The organism is Bradyrhizobium sp. A5, assembly GCF_042076515.1.
GTDB classification, from domain to species: domain Bacteria; phylum Pseudomonadota; class Alphaproteobacteria; order Rhizobiales; family Xanthobacteraceae; genus Bradyrhizobium; species Bradyrhizobium cosmicum.
Map to the genome: position 1 here is coordinate 6,933,562 of NZ_CP148990.1, position 18,023 is coordinate 6,951,584.

The 18,023-nt window shown below is 63.8% G+C and carries 20 protein-coding genes; 10 read left to right on the forward strand and 10 right to left on the reverse strand.

Annotated features, from left to right (window positions below):
* The first annotated feature begins 4 nt into the window (after positions 1-4).
* The 3 genes from WHZ77_RS32795 (at position 5) to WHZ77_RS32805 (ending at position 1,922) form a co-directional block, all read left to right on the forward strand.
* A complete protein-coding gene (locus WHZ77_RS32795) occupies positions 5-790 on the forward strand; it encodes a hypothetical protein (RefSeq protein WP_375311704.1) in 786 nt (261 codons plus the stop codon).
* A 122-nt stretch (positions 791-912) separates the two neighbouring features.
* Positions 913-1,332, forward strand: coding sequence for a DUF6455 family protein (locus WHZ77_RS32800; RefSeq protein ID WP_339029183.1), 420 nt, complete (start codon positions 913-915; stop codon positions 1,330-1,332).
* A gap of 170 nt (positions 1,333-1,502) precedes the next feature.
* Positions 1,503-1,922: a c-type cytochrome gene (locus WHZ77_RS32805; protein ID WP_375311705.1), complete on the forward strand. Its 420-nt coding sequence runs from the start codon at positions 1,503-1,505 to the stop codon at positions 1,920-1,922.
* Positions 1,923-2,428: 506 nt separating this feature from the next.
* On the opposite strand, the gene WHZ77_RS32810 is transcribed toward WHZ77_RS32805, so the two are convergent.
* Both WHZ77_RS32810 and WHZ77_RS32815 read right to left on the reverse strand, forming a co-directional pair.
* Positions 2,429-3,088 carry an HAD hydrolase-like protein gene (locus WHZ77_RS32810; protein WP_375311706.1) on the reverse strand — a complete coding sequence of 220 codons (660 nt, stop codon included), beginning with the start codon at positions 3,086-3,088 and terminating at the stop codon, positions 2,429-2,431.
* Between the two features lie 2 nt (positions 3,089-3,090).
* Complete coding sequence (locus tag WHZ77_RS32815) at positions 3,091-3,972, reverse strand: HpcH/HpaI aldolase/citrate lyase family protein (RefSeq protein ID WP_375311707.1); 882 nt, start codon at positions 3,970-3,972, stop codon at positions 3,091-3,093.
* 111 nt (positions 3,973-4,083) lie between these two features.
* Here WHZ77_RS32815 and WHZ77_RS32820 point away from each other — a divergent pair, with 111 nt between their 5' ends.
* Positions 4,084-4,728, forward strand: coding sequence for a carbonic anhydrase (locus tag WHZ77_RS32820; RefSeq protein ID WP_375311708.1), 645 nt, complete (start codon positions 4,084-4,086; stop codon positions 4,726-4,728).
* Positions 4,729-4,838: 110 nt separating this feature from the next.
* Here WHZ77_RS32820 and WHZ77_RS32825 read toward each other — a convergent pair whose 3' ends face one another.
* Positions 4,839-5,873 carry an aspartate-semialdehyde dehydrogenase gene (locus WHZ77_RS32825; protein WP_014438973.1) on the reverse strand — a complete coding sequence of 345 codons (1,035 nt, stop codon included), beginning with the start codon at positions 5,871-5,873 and terminating at the stop codon, positions 4,839-4,841.
* Positions 5,874-5,989: 116 nt separating this feature from the next.
* Between WHZ77_RS32825 and WHZ77_RS32830 the strand changes: the two genes are divergently transcribed.
* Both WHZ77_RS32830 and WHZ77_RS32835 read left to right on the forward strand, forming a co-directional pair.
* Positions 5,990-6,778 carry a hypothetical protein gene (locus WHZ77_RS32830; protein ID WP_375311709.1) on the forward strand — a complete coding sequence of 263 codons (789 nt, stop codon included), beginning with the start codon at positions 5,990-5,992 and terminating at the stop codon, positions 6,776-6,778.
* Positions 6,779-6,934: 156 nt separating this feature from the next.
* Positions 6,935-7,327 carry a hypothetical protein gene (locus tag WHZ77_RS32835; protein WP_375311710.1) on the forward strand — a complete coding sequence of 131 codons (393 nt, stop codon included), beginning with the start codon at positions 6,935-6,937 and terminating at the stop codon, positions 7,325-7,327.
* A 74-nt stretch (positions 7,328-7,401) separates the two neighbouring features.
* Here the strand turns inward: WHZ77_RS32835 and WHZ77_RS32840 are convergent, their stop codons facing one another.
* Positions 7,402-8,040: a DapH/DapD/GlmU-related protein gene (locus tag WHZ77_RS32840; RefSeq protein ID WP_375311711.1), complete on the reverse strand. Its 639-nt coding sequence runs from the start codon at positions 8,038-8,040 to the stop codon at positions 7,402-7,404.
* 133 nt (positions 8,041-8,173) lie between these two features.
* Positions 8,174-9,286: a 3-isopropylmalate dehydrogenase gene (gene leuB, locus WHZ77_RS32845; RefSeq protein WP_375311712.1), complete on the reverse strand. Its 1,113-nt coding sequence runs from the start codon at positions 9,284-9,286 to the stop codon at positions 8,174-8,176.
* Between the two features lie 237 nt (positions 9,287-9,523).
* On the opposite strand from leuB, the gene WHZ77_RS32850 reads away from it, so the two are divergent.
* Positions 9,524-10,726 carry a YbfB/YjiJ family MFS transporter gene (locus tag WHZ77_RS32850; RefSeq protein ID WP_375311713.1) on the forward strand — a complete coding sequence of 401 codons (1,203 nt, stop codon included), beginning with the start codon at positions 9,524-9,526 and terminating at the stop codon, positions 10,724-10,726.
* A gap of 98 nt (positions 10,727-10,824) precedes the next feature.
* On the opposite strand, the gene WHZ77_RS32855 is transcribed toward WHZ77_RS32850, so the two are convergent.
* From WHZ77_RS32855 to WHZ77_RS32870, 4 genes are all read right to left on the reverse strand, one after another.
* The gene (locus WHZ77_RS32855) at positions 10,825-11,607 is read right to left on the reverse strand and encodes a molybdopterin-binding protein (RefSeq protein WP_375311714.1); all 783 of its coding nucleotides are present in this window, start codon (positions 11,605-11,607) and stop codon (positions 10,825-10,827) included.
* 71 nt (positions 11,608-11,678) lie between these two features.
* A complete protein-coding gene (locus WHZ77_RS32860; protein WP_375311715.1) occupies positions 11,679-12,308 on the reverse strand; it encodes a cytochrome b/b6 domain-containing protein in 630 nt (209 codons plus the stop codon).
* 181 nt (positions 12,309-12,489) lie between these two features.
* The gene (locus WHZ77_RS32865) at positions 12,490-13,044 is read right to left on the reverse strand and encodes a fasciclin domain-containing protein (protein WP_375311716.1); all 555 of its coding nucleotides are present in this window, start codon (positions 13,042-13,044) and stop codon (positions 12,490-12,492) included.
* Between the two features lie 308 nt (positions 13,045-13,352).
* Positions 13,353-14,114: an SDR family oxidoreductase gene (locus tag WHZ77_RS32870; RefSeq protein ID WP_375311717.1), complete on the reverse strand. Its 762-nt coding sequence runs from the start codon at positions 14,112-14,114 to the stop codon at positions 13,353-13,355.
* Positions 14,115-14,228: 114 nt separating this feature from the next.
* Here WHZ77_RS32870 and WHZ77_RS32875 point away from each other — a divergent pair, with 114 nt between their 5' ends.
* The gene (locus WHZ77_RS32875) at positions 14,229-15,758 is read left to right on the forward strand and encodes a malonyl-CoA synthase (RefSeq protein ID WP_375311718.1); all 1,530 of its coding nucleotides are present in this window, start codon (positions 14,229-14,231) and stop codon (positions 15,756-15,758) included.
* 98 nt (positions 15,759-15,856) lie between these two features.
* On the opposite strand, the gene WHZ77_RS32880 is transcribed toward WHZ77_RS32875, so the two are convergent.
* Positions 15,857-16,717: a sulfite exporter TauE/SafE family protein gene (locus WHZ77_RS32880; RefSeq protein WP_375311719.1), complete on the reverse strand. Its 861-nt coding sequence runs from the start codon at positions 16,715-16,717 to the stop codon at positions 15,857-15,859.
* A 503-nt stretch (positions 16,718-17,220) separates the two neighbouring features.
* Here WHZ77_RS32880 and sdhC point away from each other — a divergent pair.
* Together sdhC and sdhD are read left to right on the forward strand one after the other, a co-directional pair.
* Positions 17,221-17,619 (forward strand): succinate dehydrogenase, cytochrome b556 subunit, encoded by a 399-nt coding sequence (gene sdhC / locus WHZ77_RS32885; protein ID WP_375311720.1) that lies wholly within the window; start codon positions 17,221-17,223, stop codon positions 17,617-17,619.
* Positions 17,616-18,020 carry a succinate dehydrogenase, hydrophobic membrane anchor protein gene (gene sdhD, locus WHZ77_RS32890; RefSeq protein ID WP_375311721.1) on the forward strand — a complete coding sequence of 135 codons (405 nt, stop codon included), beginning with the start codon at positions 17,616-17,618 and terminating at the stop codon, positions 18,018-18,020. Before sdhC ends, sdhD begins: the two co-directional genes overlap by 4 nt.
* Positions 18,021-18,023: the final 3 nt, after the last annotated feature.

An 18,023-nucleotide genomic window follows, 5' to 3' on the forward strand; every position in this document is an offset into this window, starting at 1 on the left:
CCTCATGCTGCCCGAGATCGTCACCTTTTGGCATGGCCCGATGGATGCTTTGCGCCAGACCTGTCTGCGCTCGCAGTTGGCGGCCGGCCACAGGGTCACGGTGTACAGTTTCGACACCATTCCGGGCCTGCCCGCGGGCGTCGACAATGCGGATGCCGAGGCGATCCTGCCGCACGTTTTCTCCGAACGCTTGCGGCCGCCGCAGCCGGACGGCAGCTGGCGCGACTGGACCACGCTTCAGTTCAGCGATTTCTTCCGCATGAAGCTGATGGCGAAGGGCCTCGGCCTCTGGCTCGACGCGGACGTGCTGCTGCTGAAGCCCGTCGAGATCGATCCGGCGAAACCTTACTTTGCCTGGGAGCGCCCCCGGCAGCTCGGCAATTCCGTGATCTATCTGCCGACCGGGCACGGCATCGTTGCCGCCTTCGAGGAGCTGGTGGAGCAGGAGGAACTGACGCCGAACTGGCTGTCGGTACGCCATCGCATCACCTTCATGATGCACCGCCTGCGCGGCGGCTCGAACCGTCTTGCGGATATTCGCGTTGCGATCTTCGGGCCGGCAGCGCTGACCGCGCTCGCGCGCCGCACCGGCGAGTTGGGATGCGCGCTGCCGAAGCAGTCGTTCTACGCCGTGCATGCCGAGCCAAAACTGTTCTTCGATCCCTCGAGCTATCTCGGCCTCGTCACCGATCCTGAAATCATCGGCCTGCACATCTCGCCCAAGGGCCGCGGTGGCGAGAAGCCGATTCCGGGCAGCCTGTATGCGTGGGCGACGGAGCGGTTTGGCTAGTTGCCGCGGGAGAGGTGAAGCGGAGGCCCCGGCCGGATTATCGCTATTTGATCCAGCGCAACGCGCTCCTGCATCATTGTGCCTAATCTTGCTCCAGTTCCGCTGATCGAATGGAGCTCCTCATGAGCACAGCAAGCAGGCCATATCCCATCGTCCAGGATCTCATCGAGTCCTTTGCCGCGTGGCTGAAGCATCGCCGTGAGCTGAACGAGATGCGGCAGCTCGACCGCTCCGAGTTCGATCGGATCGCAGGCGATCTCAGGATCGCGCCTGATGATCTCGAAGAATTGGTCCGGCACGGCCGGCACGCCGCCGACGAGCTGCCGAAAATGCTAGAACAACTCGGCATCAGCGCGGAGAAATTAGGCCGCGTACAGCCGCTGCTGCTGCGCGACATGGAACGGGTCTGTTCGCTCTGTGCGCACAAGGCGCAGTGCGATCGCGACCTCGCCGACGGCACCGCTGCGGAGAATTACCAGGGCTATTGCGCCAACGCGTCGACGCTGGAATCGCTCGATCGCGCCGATCACACTCACCACTGAGCGGCGGCAGCGCCAGCGCAGGCAGCCTGCCTTGGCGCAACTGGGTCAGCACGTTCTCGACATCAAGGCTGCAGCGACGTGTGCCTCGAACGCTGTTCGGGGCCTTGTAGACATCATACGCCCGTAAGAGGTGAAGCCGCGTCATCAAAGCTAAACGGAGGGAATGAACCATGAGGAAGGTTGCCATCGCGATCGTCATATCCGTCGCTTCACAGCTTCCCGCATTCGCTCAAAAGGCAAAAGTGGAAGATGTCGGCAAGCAAGCGTACGAGATCCAGTGCTCGATCTGCCACGGGTTGGACGCCAAGGGTAATGGCTTCTACACCGCGAGCCTCAAGGTGGCTCCGTCGGACCTGACGTCCCTGTCGAAGAAGAATGGTGGCGTGTTTCCGGTCGACCGCATCACCAAGGTCATCGATGGGCGCACTCAGATCGCCGCCCACGGCTCACGCGACATGCCCATCTGGGGCAGGCGATGGGCCGTGAACGCGGCCGAGCATTACGTTGATGCCCCCTATGATCAGGAAGCCTACATACGCGCCCAGGCTCTCTCGGTCATCGACTACCTCAACCGAATCCAGCAAAAATGAGATGGGTGGAGATAAGAACGGCTCGACGCTGGAGTCGCTGGGCCGATCGTTCCTCACCACTGATGCGCGTCGGGACCACGGGTGACTTCGCTGGCCACCAAACGAATCGCCCGCGCAAGGCGGGCGATCGGTTCGTGCTTTGAATTGGCGAACGAAAACCGGAGCTCAGCTGCGGCCGTAGAAAATGCGGTTGCAGCCGCTGGTGCCATCGACCAAGTATGCGCCGCGAGCTTGGGGACGCATCGCTTGCGCACGTTGGTTCACGCCGCGCACGCAGGTGACGTAGCCTGAATTGTTGGCCCCGCGAAATCGGTGGTGTAAGCGTGCTAGCTGGAGGTGGAGCCGACCAGTGAGCCGAAGCCGATGATGGCAGCGAGGGCGAAAAGCGCGACGCGAGAGGTCATGGTTGTTATCCCGTTTTCTTGAGCTGCACCGCGCAGCGCGTGAATGGGATCATGCTCGACATCGCCGCAGATGAATGTGCATGACTTCACACAGAGGGGAGGCTATCGCCCCAACATCGATAACACCTCGCTTGCGAGATCGGCAGGCTGCTCCACCAGTTGATCCGCACCGGCCGCTTCGAGTTCGTCGCGACTGCCATATCCCCAGAGCACGCCGAGGCCGCGCATCCCGACGGTGCGGGCGCCAACGATGTCGTGGCTGCGATCGCCGACCATGAGGCTGCGCGATGCGGCGATACCGTGTTCAGACAGGATATGGGCGAGCAGCTCCGGCTTATGATCGAGCTTGCCGCCCGGCACCGAGCCGTGGATTCCGTTGAAATGTGTCGCCAAATCCTGGTTCTCCAGAATCCGACGCGCAAAGACTTCGCGCTTCGAAGTCGCGAGGTAGATCCCCAATCCGGCACGACGCATCTTCTCGAGCGAGTCACCAATTCCAGGATAGGTCTCGCTTCCAAGCAGACCACTTTCGCCGTAGTGCTGACGATAGGCGACGACGGCTTCGTCGACCCGGTCGTCGCCATATGCCTGCAGCAACGTCCGCAAGATCTCTTCGAGTGGCGGCCCGATCGCTATGTCTGGTGCCTTGCCGGGATCATGCCCGAGCACACGCAAGGCGGCTGAGCAGCTCGCGACAATGCCCGCCTTCGAATCGACCAGCGTTCCGTCGAGATCCAGAAGGACGGAACGGGCCAGGGACACATTCAGCCCTTCCCCATCGCAGCGATCGCGTCCGCGATTTCGATCGTGCGCCTCGCCATGTCGGCATGCAGGCGCTCCACCATCGCGCCATCGAGCCGGATCGCACCGCGCGAGACGTTTTCCGGCAGCTCGAACGCCGCGATGATTTTTCGCGCGCGCGCGATGTCCTCTTCGGGCGGCGTGAAGATCACGTTGCAGGCTTCGATCTGCGAGGGATGAATTAGCGTCTTGCCGTCGAAACCGAGGTCGCGGCCCTGCGCGCATTCGGTGGCAAAACCGTCGGGATTGTTGATGTCGCTGTAGGGGCCGTCGAGGATTTCGAGGCCATGGGCGCGCGTCGCCAGGATACAATGGGTGATCATCGGGATCATCGCGGCACGGCCGGGCAGCATCTTGATCCGGGTTTCACGCGAGATGTCGTTCGGGCCGAACACGAAGCCTGACAGGCGCGTTTTCGGATCGCGTCCCGCCGCGGCCAACTCCTCGGCATGCAGCACCGCGCGCGCGGTCTCGATCATGGCCCAGACTTTCACAGTCGGCGCGGCGCCGAGCGCGGCGAGATCGCGGCCGATGGTCTGGAGATCCTCGATGCTTGAAACTTTTGGAACTAGGATGCCGTCCGGCGAGGCCTTGGCGGCCATCGCGACGTCCTCGGCCCACCATGGCGAGTCGAGGCCGTTGGTCCGGATCAGGATTTCGCGCCTGCCGAACCCCTTGGCAGCGATCGCGGCGGCGATTCCGTCGCGCGCCGCCGCCTTGGCGTCGGGCGCGACGGAATCCTCCAGATCGAGGATCAGGCCGTCGGCGGCCAGATTTCGCGCTTTTTCCAGCGCGCGCGGATTGGAACCGGGCATGAACAGATGGCTGCGGCGCGGGCGGGTCATGCAAGCGTTCCTTCCGGTTTTCTCAGGTGTATTCTGGCCGAAGCCGATAGCATCTGGCATGCCTGTTCGAAAGGCTTGTTCGCCCCTGCGGTCTATGGTTAGGCATAGGCCATGATCACATTCCCTGAGCATTTGCTGGAAGGCTACCAGGCCTTCGCCACCCAGCGGCTGCCGACCGAGCAGACCCGCTATCGCGAACTGTCGGTGAAGGGGCAGTTCCCGGAAGTGATGGTGATCGGCTGCTGCGACAGCCGCGTCTCGCCCGAAGTGATCTTCGACGTCGGGCCGGGCGAATTGTTCGTCGTTCGCAACATCGCCAATCTGGTGCCGGTGTATCAGCCCGACGGCAACGCGCATGGCGTCTCGGCCGCGCTGGAATATGCCGTGACGGTGCTGAAGGTGAAGCACATCGTGGTGCTCGGGCACGCGCAGTGCGGCGGCATCCGCGCCTTCGTCGACAAGATCGAGCCGCTCACGCCGGGCGACTTCATCGGCAAATGGATGCAGATGTTCATCAAGCCGGGCGAGGTGGTCGAGCAGCGCGACCGCGAGACCATGGCGCAGTTCGTCGAGCGCATCGAGAAGGCCGCGGTGTTCCGCAGCCTGGAGAACCTGATGACCTTCCCGTTTGTGCAGAAGGCGGTGGACTCAGGCCAGATGCAGACCCACGGCGCCTATTTCGGCGTCGCGGAGGGATCGCTGTTCGTGCTGGACAAGGCGAGCAAGGAATTCAAGAGCGTGCGCAGCGCGGTCTGAATTCGTTACGCGTAGGGCGGATTAGCGAAGCGTAATCCGCCGCTGTTCGTATCCGTGGAGACAGAAGAGGTGGATTAGCCGAAGGCGTAATCCACCCTGCGGTAGCGCGCTTACGCCGCCTTCTTCTTCGCGCTGATCAGCTTGCGGTTGATCAGGACTTCCGCGATCTGGATCGCGTTGAGCGCGGCGCCCTTGCGCAGATTGTCGGACACGCACCACAGCACGAGGCCGTTCTCGACCGTCGCGTCCTCGCGGATGCGGCTGATGTAGGTGGCGTCCTCGCCGGCCGCTTCATACGGCGTGGCGTAGCCACCGGGCTCATGCTTGTCGATGACGAGGCAGCCGGGCGCCTTGCGCAGGATGTCGCGCGCTTCATCCGCGCTGATCGGGTTCTCGAACTCGATGTTGACGGCCTCGGAGTGGCCGACGAACACCGGAACGCGCACGCAGGTCGCGGAGAGCTTGATCTTGGGATCAAGAATCTTCTTGGTCTCCGCCATCATCTTCCACTCTTCCTTGGTGTAGCCGTCCTCCATGAAGACGTCGATCTGGGGAATGACGTTGAAGGCGATGCGCTTCGGGAATTTATTGTTGACCAGCTCCTGGTTGGTGTAGACGGCCTTGGTCTGCGAGAACAATTCGTCCATCGCGTCCTTGCCGGCGCCCGACACCGATTGATAGGTCGAGACGACGACGCGCTTGATCGTCGCCTTGTCGTGCAGCGGCTTCAGCGCGACCACGAGCTGCGCGGTCGAGCAGTTCGGATTGGCGATGATGTTCTTCGTCTTGAAGCCCGCCGTCGCGTCCGCGTTCACTTCGGGCACGATCAGCGGCACGTCCGGATCCATGCGCCAGGCGGAGGAATTGTCGATCACGACCGTGCCGGCGGCGCCGATCTTCGGCGACCATTCCTTCGACACCGTGCCGCCCGCCGACATCAGGCAGATGTCGACGTCGGAGAAGTCGTAATGCTCGAGCGCTTTGACCTTCAGGGTACGGTCGCCATAGGAGACCTCGACGCCGATGCTGCGGCGTGACGCGAGGGCCACGACCTCGTCCGCCGGGAATTTGCGCTCATCGAGAATGTTGAGCATTTCCCGTCCGACATTGCCGGTCGCGCCGACGACTGCGACTTTGTAACCCATCGTTCACTCTCCGATGAAAAAGCCCGTTCCTGAAGCTGATGCTTAAACAGGAAGAGCAGCGCTTCTATGCGAGAACCGGCCTCAAGACAATGTTGGCCCCTGCCTGAAGGCCGTGGATGCAGTCGCCTGAGGCCGGCACGGCCGTTAGCCCCACCCAGATCCATCTGGCGCTCGCAGCCTTCGCCGACGAGGTCGTCGGAACGCTGGCGCGCCTGTTCGCCTATGTGGGGGTGCTCGCGCTGTTTGCCATCCTCGCGGTTGCGGCGCTCGGCCGGTTGCCCAGCCTGCGCGACGACGACCCCGCGGACAAGCCGGGGTGGAGTGTCGCCGGCCGTTCGCATCCGGCCTTCGCCCTCAGCCGCCTCGATTCATCTGAAAAAACAGCCTCTTACATCATCCTTCGGCATCCCGAAGGCGGCCGCAGGGATGTGATGCGCTGGGCGGGCGAGGCCAACAGGCCCGTTGCCGAGCTCGAGATTTACCGGGAGGGCGGCGAATTCGACGTGGCCCGTCCGGCGACAGCGGATCTGGCCGTCCAGATGGGACTGGGCGCGGCCACCCCGCTCGAGCAGGCCGGCCTGATCGACACCAAATTTGGCCCCGTCGCCCTGTTCCGGCCAACGGGTGCAGCGGAAGGGACCCAGGCTTGCCTCGGCTACCTCAAGCGCAGCGAGGAGCCGCCGCTCCAGATCTCCGGGTTCACCTGTCAGGGCGAGACCCTGCCTGCGCGGCGCACGGCGATCGCCTGCACGCTGAACCGGCTGACGCTGCTGGCCTCCGGCAACGAGCCGAAGCTGGCGGAATTGTTCGCCCATGCCGAGCTCAGGCGCAGGGGTTGCGCGCCTGTGGGCTCGTCCGACTGGCTGCTGGGCGCCGCGAACGCGCAATTGCGCGGCGCGCTTTGACCCGCATCAAGCTCAAGTGGCTGGTATTCATGCAACTTTTGCCGGCGCGCACGATTATTCCGAGCTGGTGTGACCCAATTGACCTAGTTGCGGACACCCCGGCCGGGCTAGTATGGGACGATATCGACTGGCGGCGTGCCGCCTGAAGGGGACGTGATGAGCTCGAATTTCTCTGCCGCGAACAAATTGGCGACCTGGCTTGCGGCGGGCGCCGCGATTGCCATGACCGCTTCTTTGGGCTTCGCGACGCCTGCCTCGGCCGACACCAAGAAGCAGCGCTATGACAGCGGCCGCCACTATTACGGCCCGACCGGCCCCAACGCGGTCTATCAGCAGGGCCGCACCCGCCTCTATGTGAGCAAGCGCTCCTGGCTCGATGGCGGCACCGAGGTCAATCCGGGCGATCGCAAGTTCTCCGACTACGCCTTCCCGCCGGCCGTCGGCTATCCGTCCTTCGCGCGCGAAAACCTCAATCGTCCGATCGATCGCCAGCCGCTGAGCCCGCCGTCCGACGTCGGCGGCTATCCGCAGAATTTTCCGCTGTACTGAAGCGGACTGATCTTCCGAATCAAAATGGCCGGGCTCACGCCCGGCCATTTTTGTTTGTGCGAGATGCGCCCTTCTTACGCGTTGGCTGCCGGATCATAGCGCCTGCAAAAGTCCTCGATCGCCTCGGAGCGGAAATCGCCCAGGCGCTCGAAGATGAGTTCGTCCGGCCAATCCCACCAGGCAATGCGGCGCAGGCTTTCGGCAACGGTATCGTCAAAGCGCTTGCGGATGGCGCGCGCGGGAACGCCGCCGACGATCGTGTAGGGCGGCACATCGCGGCTGACGACCGCGCCCGCGGCAATCACCGCGCCGTCGCCGACGGTGACGCCCGGCAGCAGGATCGCGGCGTGCCCGATCCAGACATCATTGCCGACGATCACCCGGTCGCCACGGCGATCCGCAAAGAAGTCGCGGTCACGGGTCGCGCTCGCATCATAATATTCAGGGCAATAGGTGAAGCGGTGCTGGGACGGCCGGCCCATCGGATGGTTCGGCGCGCCGATCCGCACCGAATTGGCGATGGCCGTGAATTTTCCGATCACCGCATCGGCGACGTCGCAGTTCTCGCCGAGATACGAGTAGTCGCCGAGCGCGGCATATTCGATGCGCGTGTTGCTCAGGATTTCGCAGCGGCGTCCGATCTGCGCCTCGCGCTGGCGGACCGTGTCATGGATGATTGTTTCCGCGATCTTGGGGCGGGGCGAGGCATCCATGAGGTGGCTCCGGGATCAGGTGCCGTAGGGCGGGCAAAGGCGCGAAGCGCCATGCCCACCATCTTGCGGCAATCGCGATAGAAGCGGTGGGCACGCTAGCGCTTTGCCCACCCTACGATAGCGGTGCGTCTGCCTACGCGTGCAGCTTCTGCAATTCCTTCAGGATCGCTTCGCCCATCTGCGTGGTCGAGACGGACGTGGTGCCTTCCGACTTGATGTCGGCGGTACGAAGGCCGCTGGCGAGCACCGCGGCGATCGCGGCATCGACCTTGTCGGCGAGCGCGCCCATGTCGAAGGAGTAGCGCAGCGCCATGCCAAAGGACGAGATCATCGCGATCGGATTGGCGAGACCCTTGCCGGCAATGTCGGGCGCCGAGCCGTGCACGGGCTCGTACAGCGCCTTGCGCTTCTTGCTCTTGACGTCGACCTCGCCGAGCGAGGCCGAGGGCAGCATGCCGAGCGATCCGGTCAGCATCGCCGCGATGTCGGACAGCATGTCGCCGAACAGATTATCGGTGACGATGACGTCGAACTGCTTCGGCGCCTTCACCAGCATCATGCCGCCGGAATCGGCGAGCTGATGCTCGAGCGTGACATCGGGATATTCGCGCTTGTGAACCTGGGTCATGACCTCGTTCCAGAGCACGCCCGACTTCATGACGTTGCGCTTCTCCATCGACGTCACCTTGTTCTTGCGCTTCCTGGCAAGCTCGAAGGCGACGCGGCCGATGCGCTCGATCTCATAGGTGTCGTAGACCTGGGTATCGATGGCGCGCTTCTGGCCGTTGCCGAGATCGGTGATGGTCTTGGGCTCGCCGAAATAGACGCCGCCGGTGAGCTCGCGCACGATCATGATGTCGAGCCCCTCGACCGCCTCACGCTTCAGGCTCGAGGCATCCGCGAGCGCCGGATAGCAGACGGCGGGACGGAGGTTGGCGAACAGGGCGAGATCCTTCCGCAGGCGCAGGAGGCCGGCTTCGGGACGCACCTCGTAGGGCACGGCATCCCATTTCGGACCGCCGACCGCGCCGAAGATGATGGCGTCGGCGGCAAGCGCCTTGGCCATGTCGCCCTCGGAGATCGAGACCTTGTGTGCGTCATAGGCGGAGCCGCCGACGAGGCCGGTATCGGTCTCGAATTTGGCGATCCCGGCCGTATTGAGCCAGTCGATCAGCCGCTTCACCTCGCCCATCACCTCGGGGCCGATACCGTCGCCGGGGAGCAGCAGCAGTTTGTGGGTCGCCATGGTCGTTTCCTTCTCGATCCTCTCTCGTCATTCCGGGACGCGCCTCTTGGCGCGGGCCCGAATCCATAAGCACCAGCCGGGGTTATGGATTCCGGGCTCGCCCGCTTCGCGTGCGCCCCGGAATGACGGCCGGCCGGAGTGCTAGAGCGGCGTTGCGCGCTTGGCAAGACACCATTGCCGCCTCGCGGCTGTGCAAGACGGGCAGGGCCTGCCACACTGCGTGTGCCGGAGTATCCCTTGCACGCCCCTGATCGCCCCCCGCCCGACGCACATCCCGCGCGGCTGATCCTGACCCTGTCGCTGGCGGCGACGGTCGGGCTTGGCATCGGTCGCTTTGCCTATGCGCTGGTGCTGCCCGACATGCGGGAGGACCTCGGCTGGTCCTACTCGGCGGCCGGTTTCATGAACACCATCAATGCCGTCGGCTACCTCGCGGGCGCGCTGGTTGCGTCCCGGCTGATCCAGCGCGTCGGCTGGTCGGCCACGATTCGCCTGGGAACCCTGGCCTGTGTCGCCGCGCTCGCCACCTGCGCGTTATCAGGCAATTTCGTCGCGCTGAGCCTGGCGCGCCTCGTGCTGGGCATTGGCGCCGCGGCCGGCTTCGTCGCCGGCGGCGCGCTGGCCGCTGCAATCGCGCAGACACGCCCCGAGCGGGCCAACTTCCTCCTGAGCCTGTACTATGCCGGGCCCGGCATCGGCATCCTGTCATCGGGACTGGTCGCGCCGTTCACGCTGCAGTATTTCGGGCCGGGTTCGTGGTGGATCGTCTGGTGGGCGCTGACACTGCTCTCGGCCATCATGACCGTGCCGCTGTTCCTGGTCCGGATCGAGAGCGGCGCGCGTTTCTCCGAAGGCAGCCACGCCGCCTTCGCCATTATGCCCGTGCTGATCTACCTCGCCGGCTACTTCCTGTTCGGCGCCGGCTACATCGCCTACATGACATTCATGATCGCCTATGTGCGCGACGGCGGCGGCGGCGCCGCGGCGCAGGCGGCGTTCTGGGGCCTGATTGGTCTCAGCGCCTTCGTCACGCCCTGGGTCTGGCGCGGTGTGCTCGCGCTCGACCGCGGCGGTCTCGCCACCGCAATCATCCTTGGCACCAACGCGATCGGCGCCGGTCTGCCGATGCTGGGACATTCGACCGCGTGGCTTGCGACCTCGGCGGTGGTGTTCGGCGTCGCCTTCTTCGCCGTGGTCGGCTCGACCACGGCGTTCGTGCGCTTCAACTATCCGCCTGAAGTCTGGCCGCGCGCCATCGCGGCAATGACGATCTCGTTCGGCGTCGGCCAGACGCTGGGGCCGATCGTGGTCGGCGCGATCACCGATGCGCTCGGGAGCTTGAGTTACGCGCTGAACGTGTCTGCGGGGTTGCTGGCGCTCGGAGCGGTGGCAGCGTTGTGCCAGCGCAAGGTGGGGCCGGCCAAACAATCGGTGCTGTAGGGTGAGCAGAGGCGCGAAGCGCCGTGCCCACCATCATCCGTCGACATCGATAAAGATCGGTGGGCACGCTGCGCTTTGCCCACCCTACGGCAGCGGGGCTAACTCCCGCTGAACGAATTGTACCCCTGGTCTTCCCAATAGCCGCCCTTGTAGTCGTTGGTGACTTCCATCGACACCACGTATTTCGGGTTCTTGAAGCCTAGCTTGGTCGGGACGCGGATCTTCATCGGGAAGCCGTAGGCACGCGGCAAGATCTCGTTGGCGTATTTGAACGTCATCTGCGTCTGCGGATGCAGTGCGGTGCGCATGTCGAGCGGCGAATTGTAGCCGTCCTTGTCGGCGCACTGGAACCAGACATATTTCGCGCGGGTATCGGCGCCGATCAGCTTGAGGAAATCGCGCAACGGCGTGCCGGTCCAGCTGCCGATCGCGCTCCAGCCTTCGACGCAGATGTGGCGGGTGATCTGCGTCACCTGCGGCAGCTTGTAGAGCTGGGCAAGCGTCCACGGCTTCTTGTTGTCGACGAGGCCGCGCACTTCGAGCTTCCAGTCATCGCCATTGACCTCGGGCGCGTCGTCGAGATCGTAATAGGCGTTGAACGGGAACGGCTTGGTGATCGCGCTTTCGGGGAAGGTCGGCGCGAGCGCGTCGGGATTGAAGATGAAATCCTGCACGGCGTCGTTGAACTTCGAGACGCTCTTCAGCATCTCCTCGGCTGAGGACGAGTCGATGACGTCGCAGCCGGTGAGCAGCGTCAGCGCACCGAGGCTGGCGCCGCCGGCGATGAAGCGGCGGCGGGTGACGTCCGGCATCGTCTTGATGGAGTCCTTGATCAGCAGCCGCTTGTCGACGCCGGGGATCAGGAATGAGCGCTTGGCCATGACTGTTCTCGCTTATCTATTTGAGCATGATCTTGTCGGAAAACCGGTTCCCACTTTTCCGGATCATGCTCTCAACGGCCGATGATCATCGCGCGCAGGCTCTTCGGCACCAGCAGCGCGAGGGCGACGTGAATGACGAGGAAAGCGCAGATCGCGGCCATGCAGAAGAAATGCACGTAGCGCGCGGTCGGATAGTCGCCGAACAGCATGACGAGCCAATGCAGCTGGACCGGCTTCCACATCCCCAGGCCCGACAGTACGATCAGCACGCCGACCAGGATGATGCCGGCATAGAGCGCGCGCTGCACGTAATTATAGACGCTGAGGTCGTCATGGCCGAGCTTGAAGGTCAGGGCAGCCCTGACGTCGTGAAGCACGCCCGACGGCGTGATCGGCAGCAGCTTCTTGGCGAAGCGGCCGGTGGCAAAGCCGGTGACGAGGTAGGCGAGACCGTTGATCATGAGCAGCCACATCGCGGCAAAATGCCAGAGCAGCCCGCCGCCGAGCCAGCCGCCCAGCGTGTACTCGCGCGGAAAACTGAAGCCGAACAGCGGCGAGGCGTTGTAGATCTGCCAGCCCGACAGGATCATCAGGATCATGGCGACGGCGTTGGTCCAGTGCATGACCCGGACCCAGGCCGGCTGGATCACTTTGGCCGGGGTGGCGCTGACCTGTTCGTCGGTGACTGTGAGGCTCGACATGGCGGTTCCGTCCTGAACGTCGTGTGACAGCAGTTATACGCCGATGCTTCCGCTTTCGTTACGCCCGGCCGGACATCGAATCGATGCCCGCGAGCTATCGTGGTCACAATAAAGCGAGCCGGGTCGCCCCGGCTCGCCGTTTGGTCGCACCCCGTCGGGGATGAAACAGGAAGCCGCGGTGTTACGACGCGGGCATCAGCACGGTGTCGACGACGTGGATCACGCCGTTCGACTGGTTGACGTTGGGGATCGTGACGGTCGAGGATCCGCCCTTGGCGTCGACGATCATGACCGAGCTGCCCGACTTCTTGACGGTCAGCTCTTCGCCCTCGACGGTCTTCAGCTTCTTGCCGTCGGAAAGGTCGGAGGCCTCGAGCTTGCCGGGCACGACATGGTAGGTGAGGATCTTGGTCAGCGTCGCCTTGTTCTCGGGCTTGACCAGATTGTCGACGGTGCCGGCCGGCAGCTTGCCGAAGGCGGCGTTGGTCGGCGCGAACACTGTGAACGGGCCCTTGCCTTCCAGCGTCGGAACGAGACCGGCGGCCTTCACCGCCGCCACCAGCGTGGTGTGGTCCTTCGAATTGACCGCGTTCTGGACGATGTTCTTCGACGGGAACATCGCGGCGCCGCCGACCATGACGGTCTTTTCCTCGGCGCGGGCGGGCGCGACGACGGTCGCGGTAATGGCCAGGGCGCTGAAGGCAGCGGCGGTGAGATAGGCAATGCGCTTCGACATGGAGAGACTCCCGATTGGATTGTGACCGGCGATGGCCGGCGTTTGCGTTGGGCAACAACGGCGCCTGCGACAGTTTGACGTGAAGCAGTCACGCGTCGTTGGTCCGAATTACGGGAGGGCTCGCGAAGTGGTTTCGGGGAATAATTTATCGTGATGCGTGAAACTATGGGGTGGCGCGTCCGTGTGTGAGCGCTCAGGTCTTCGATGCGTAGGGTGGGCAAAGGCGCGAAGCGCCGTGCCCACCATCTCTTCGCAATTGACGTGGTGGGCACGCTTCGCTTTGCCCACCCTACGGCAGTATGCTCGCCTCAATCCCTGTTGTTCGGCGTCTGGATGAATCCGCGATTATGCGTCGGGCTGATCAGCAGCTCGTTGATGCAGACGCGCGGCGGCATCGACGCGATGAAGGCGATGGTGCGGCCGAGATCTTCGGACTGCAGCATCTTGGCCTGTTCCGCCTCGCTCGGCACCACTGGGCGAAGTTTCAGGATTGGCGTCGCCACCTCGCCCGGCATCAGGCAGCAGGCGCGCAGGCCGTTGACGCATTCGTCCATGTTGAAGGAATGGGTCAGTGCGAGCACCGCATGTTTGGTGGTGGTGTAGGCCGGGCCCGGCATCTTGGAGACGTGGCGGCCGGCCCAGGACGAGACGTTGATGATCGAGCCGTCCTGCTGCTTGCGCATCGTCGGCAGCACCGCGCGCATGCAATAGAGCACGCCGTTGAGATTGACCTGGACGAGCTTGTCCCAGCCCTCCAGTTCCATATCCTTCCAGCTGCGCTTGGGGACGTTGATGCCGGCATTGTTCACGAGCAGGTCGATCCGGCCGTGCTTGGCGACGATCTGATCGGCCGCCTTCTGGGCCTCGGCGGCGTTGGAGACGTCCAGCGCGATAGCCTCGGCCACCCCGCCCGCCCCATTGATCTTCGCAACCACGGTATCCAGGGCATCCTTGCGGCGGCCCGACACCACCACCGTCCAGCCGTCGGCAGCCAACGCCTCGGCGCCGGCCTCCCCGATCCCGCTGCCGCCGCCCGTGACCCAGGCCACGCGTTTCCCGTTCTTGGTCATGCAAACTGTCTCCGTTGCTTCATCGGGGCGGTTTTTGCTAATCCAGCCCTCGGTTTTGACCGGCCTTGTCCTCCAAGCCATGAAGTACAAGCCTTGCGGTCGAGGAAATCTTGCATGAACCAAGCTGCCAACGCCAATCTGTTTTCCCGCCTGTTCGACGGCCTCGACGACCCTGCGCGCCTCGCGATCGAGACGCAGGACGGCGCCCATATCAGCTATGGCGAGCTGATCGCGCGGGCAGGCCAGATGGCGAACGTGCTGGTCGCGCGCGGAGTCAAGCCCGGTGACCGCGTCGCGGTGCAGGTGGAGAAATCCGTCGCCAACATCGTGCTGTATCTCGGCACTGTGCGGGCCGGCGCGGTCTATCTGCCGCTCAACACCGCCTATACGCTCAACGAGCTCGACTATTTCATCGGCGATGCCGAGCCGTCGCTGGTGGTCTGCGATCCCTCAAAGGCCGAGGGCCTCGCCCCGATCGCCGCCAAGGTGAAGGCCAAGGTCGAGACGCTCGGGCCCGACGGCAACGGCTCGCTGACGGACGCCGCCGACAAGGCCAGCCCCGAATTCGCGACCGTGGCGCGCGCGAACGACGATCTCGCCGCGATTCTCTACACCTCCGGCACGACGGGGCGCTCCAAGGGCGCGATGCTGACGCACGATAATCTGGCGTCGAACTCGCTCAGCCTCGTCGGCTACTGGCGCTTCACCGACAAGGACGTGCTGATCCATGCGCTGCCGATCTACCATACGCACGGCCTGTTCGTGGCGACCAACGTGACGCTGTTCGCGCGGGCGTCGATGATCTTCCTGCCGAAGCTCGATCCGGATTTCATCATCAAGCTGATGGCGCGCGCCACCGTGCTGATGGGCGTGCCGACCTTCTACACGCGGCTCCTGCAAAACCCCGCGCTGTCGCGCGACACCACGAAACACATGCGGCTGTTCATCTCAGGCTCGGCGCCGCTGCTGGCCGAAACCCATCGCGAATGGTCGGCGCGAACGGGTCATGCCGTGCTCGAGCGCTACGGCATGACCGAGACCAACATGAACACGTCGAATCCTTACGATGGCGAGCGCGTGCCCGGCGCGGTCGGCTTTCCGCTGCCCGGCGTCTCCGTGCGTGTGACCGAGCCCGAGACCGGCAAGGAATTGCCGCGCGAGGAGATCGGCATGATCGAGGTGAAGGGCCCGAACGTCTTCAAGGGCTACTGGCGCATGCCGGAGAAGACCAAGTCCGAATTCCGGCCCGACGGCTTCTTCATCACCGGCGATCTCGGCAAGATCGACGACAAGGGCTATGTCCACATTCTCGGCCGCGGCAAGGATCTCGTGATCTCCGGCGGCTTCAACGTCTATCCCAAGGAAATCGAGAGCGAGATCGACGCCATGCCCGGCGTGATCGAATCCGCCGTGATCGGTGTGCCCCATGCCGATTTCGGCGAGGGCGTCACTGCGGTGCTGGTCTGCAACAAGGGCGCCGATGTCACCGAAGGCGCGGTGCTGAAGGCACTCGACGGAAGGCTAGCAAAGTTTAAAATGCCGAAACGCGTCTTCGTCGTCGATGAGCTGCCGCGCAACACGATGGGCAAGGTGCAGAAGAATATCTTGCGCGATACGTACAAGGATATCTACGCGAAGAAATAGGGGACGGCTCGCTCTCTCGCCTTCAAAGGGCAAATTTGGAAAGTCCCTTCGCGGGCGATGACAGCGGAGTGTGAATCGCAGGGTTCGGCCCAAGCCGGCTACTGTCCGCCGACCAAGCTCATCACAAACCTGCTGCCAACGACAAACAGATAGCACCCGAACGCCATTTCCAGCGTCCGCTTCGACATCGCATGCGCGGCTCTCACGCCGAGCGGCGCTGTCACGAGGCTCATCGGCATGACCAGCACGGCGCCGATCAGCGAGACATAACCGAGCGCGAACGGGATCTGCAGCGCTGCGACCGTCGGATAGTTCGCTGCCGCGGGCCAGCCGGCATAGACGTAGCCGAGCGCGCCGGGGATCGAGATCAAGACCGCCAGCGCCGAGGAGGTCGCGACCGCCTGATGGATCGGCCGGCCGTAGAAGGTCATCAGCAGATTCGAGAACAGGCCGCCGCCGATGCCCATCAGCGTCGAGAGAATGCCGACGCAGAAGCCGTAGATTCGCATCAGCGGCCCCTTCGGCAGATCGTCGCCGAGCTTCCAGGTATCACGAGCGAAGATCAGGCGCACGGCGGCGGACCAGGCGACGCAGACGAACACGATCTTGAACAGCCGCTCCGGCGCGTAACGCGCGACCACGCTGCCGACGACGACGCCGATCAGGATCGGCAGCCACCAGACGCGCAGGATGCCCAGGTCGACGGCGCCGCGCTTGTAGTGCGCCTGGAACGAGCGGATCGAGGTCGGGATGATCACGGCAAGCGAGGTGCCGACGCAGAGCGGCATGCGCACCTCGAGCGGCACGCCGGCGATTCGGAAGCATTCGTAGAACACCGGCACCAGGATCGCGCCGCCGCCGATGCCGAACACGCCGGCCAGGAATCCGGAGAGCGCGCCGGTTGCGATCAGCAACAGCGCGAGCTCGACGATCTCCCTGATATCAAGACCTGCAATCACCCCTGATCTGCCCCGGCGGGTCGCAGCCTCTCCGATTCGTCGATGCCGGGAGCTGCGTGTGGAGCTTTAGGCGATCTGATTCCCGCGGTCGACACGCTCCACCTCCCGGCTGGGGTGGATTGCAGGATGCGCATAACCGCCGGCGGGCGGACGGGATCGGCAGGAGGCCAGCCCAGCGCCATTCGACAGGCTGGCGAGGTGAGGGGCGGCCCCCCTCAACCGGCTTGGACGGTATGGTCCGTTTAGAGGCGTTCCAATAGTAATTTCAATGCATCGGACGCTACTGGAACATATGAATTTCAATTCTTTACTTGGCTGGCAGGCCGACCTGCTGGTATACCAAGCCTCTGATTGGGCTTGGTTCATCAGGGCTCTAGTGCTGAACGCTCGTTCGATTTATGGCGAATTGGTGATTGCGCAGGCGAAATCGACTCCGTAAATAGAGCCGACCTTCCGCGATCCCCATGTGCCCCACGCTGGGCCACAATAAACATCAAAAGCCCATGACCGCACGGATCGAACGACCGCTTTCACCCCACATGCAAGTCTACCGCTGGACGCTGACGATGGCGTTGTCCATCGTCCATCGCGCCACCGGTGTCGCCCTTTATGTCGGAACCCTGCTGCTGGTCTGGTGGCTGGTGGCCGCGGCCTCCGGCCCCGCCGCCTATGCCCATGTCCAGGCCTTCACCGGCAGCATCATCGGGCGCCTGATCGTGTTCGGCTACACCTGGGCGCTGATGCACCATATGCTGAGCGGCATCCGGCACTTCGTGTGGGACCTCGGCTACGGCTTCAAGGCCAACGAGCGCGAGGCCCTGACCTGGGGCGCAGCGATCGGCGGCATCGTGCTGACGGTGCTGGTCTGGATCATCGCCTACGCGGTCGGAGGTGGAAAATGAGCGCAGCCGATACGCCGAAGCGCAGCATGCGCACCCCGCTTGGCCGCGTCCGCAGCCTCGGCGCCGCCCATTCCGGCACATCCGATTTCTGGCGCCAGCGCCTCACGGCGGTCGCGATGACGCTGCTGATGATCCCGGTGATCGTGGTCATCATGATGCTGTTCGGCCGCAACCAGGCCTTCGCGGCGCAGACCATCGGCTCGCTGCCGATCGCGATCATCATGCTGCTCTTCATCGTTGCCAGCACCTGGCACATGAAGATCGGCATGCAGGTCGTGATCGAAGACTACGTTCACAACGAGAAGCTGAAGCTCGTCTCGATCATGCTCAACAATTTCTTCTCGGTCGCCGTCGCGCTCGCCTCGACCTACGCGATCGTGAAGCTTTCTTCCGGAGTGTAAGCC

Bases quoted from the DNA above. Each gene is read 5' to 3' on its own strand.
- sdhC (WP_375311720.1), top strand. From the start codon at position 17,221: ATGACCGCACGGATCGAACGACCGCTTTCACCCCACATGCAAGTCTAC.
- WHZ77_RS32800 (WP_339029183.1), top strand. From the start codon at position 913: ATGAGCACAGCAAGCAGGCCATATCCCATCGTCCAGGATCTCATCGAG.
- WHZ77_RS32830 (WP_375311709.1), top strand. From the start codon at position 5,990: ATGCAGTCGCCTGAGGCCGGCACGGCCGTTAGCCCCACCCAGATCCAT.
- leuB (WP_375311712.1), bottom strand. From the start codon at position 9,286: ATGGCGACCCACAAACTGCTGCTGCTCCCCGGCGACGGTATCGGCCCC.
- WHZ77_RS32805 (WP_375311705.1), top strand. From the start codon at position 1,503: ATGAGGAAGGTTGCCATCGCGATCGTCATATCCGTCGCTTCACAGCTT.
- WHZ77_RS32795 (WP_375311704.1), top strand. From the start codon at position 5: ATGCTGCCCGAGATCGTCACCTTTTGGCATGGCCCGATGGATGCTTTG.
- WHZ77_RS32825 (WP_014438973.1), bottom strand. From the start codon at position 5,873: ATGGGTTACAAAGTCGCAGTCGTCGGCGCGACCGGCAATGTCGGACGG.
- WHZ77_RS32820 (WP_375311708.1), top strand. From the start codon at position 4,084: ATGATCACATTCCCTGAGCATTTGCTGGAAGGCTACCAGGCCTTCGCC.
- WHZ77_RS32870 (WP_375311717.1), bottom strand. From the start codon at position 14,114: ATGACCAAGAACGGGAAACGCGTGGCCTGGGTCACGGGCGGCGGCAGC.
- WHZ77_RS32875 (WP_375311718.1), top strand. From the start codon at position 14,229: ATGAACCAAGCTGCCAACGCCAATCTGTTTTCCCGCCTGTTCGACGGC.
- WHZ77_RS32835 (WP_375311710.1), top strand. From the start codon at position 6,935: ATGAGCTCGAATTTCTCTGCCGCGAACAAATTGGCGACCTGGCTTGCG.
- WHZ77_RS32865 (WP_375311716.1), bottom strand. From the start codon at position 13,044: ATGTCGAAGCGCATTGCCTATCTCACCGCCGCTGCCTTCAGCGCCCTG.
- sdhD (WP_375311721.1), top strand. From the start codon at position 17,616: ATGAGCGCAGCCGATACGCCGAAGCGCAGCATGCGCACCCCGCTTGGC.
- WHZ77_RS32855 (WP_375311714.1), bottom strand. From the start codon at position 11,607: ATGGCCAAGCGCTCATTCCTGATCCCCGGCGTCGACAAGCGGCTGCTG.
- WHZ77_RS32840 (WP_375311711.1), bottom strand. From the start codon at position 8,040: ATGGATGCCTCGCCCCGCCCCAAGATCGCGGAAACAATCATCCATGAC.
- WHZ77_RS32860 (WP_375311715.1), bottom strand. From the start codon at position 12,308: ATGTCGAGCCTCACAGTCACCGACGAACAGGTCAGCGCCACCCCGGCC.
- WHZ77_RS32815 (WP_375311707.1), bottom strand. From the start codon at position 3,972: ATGACCCGCCCGCGCCGCAGCCATCTGTTCATGCCCGGTTCCAATCCG.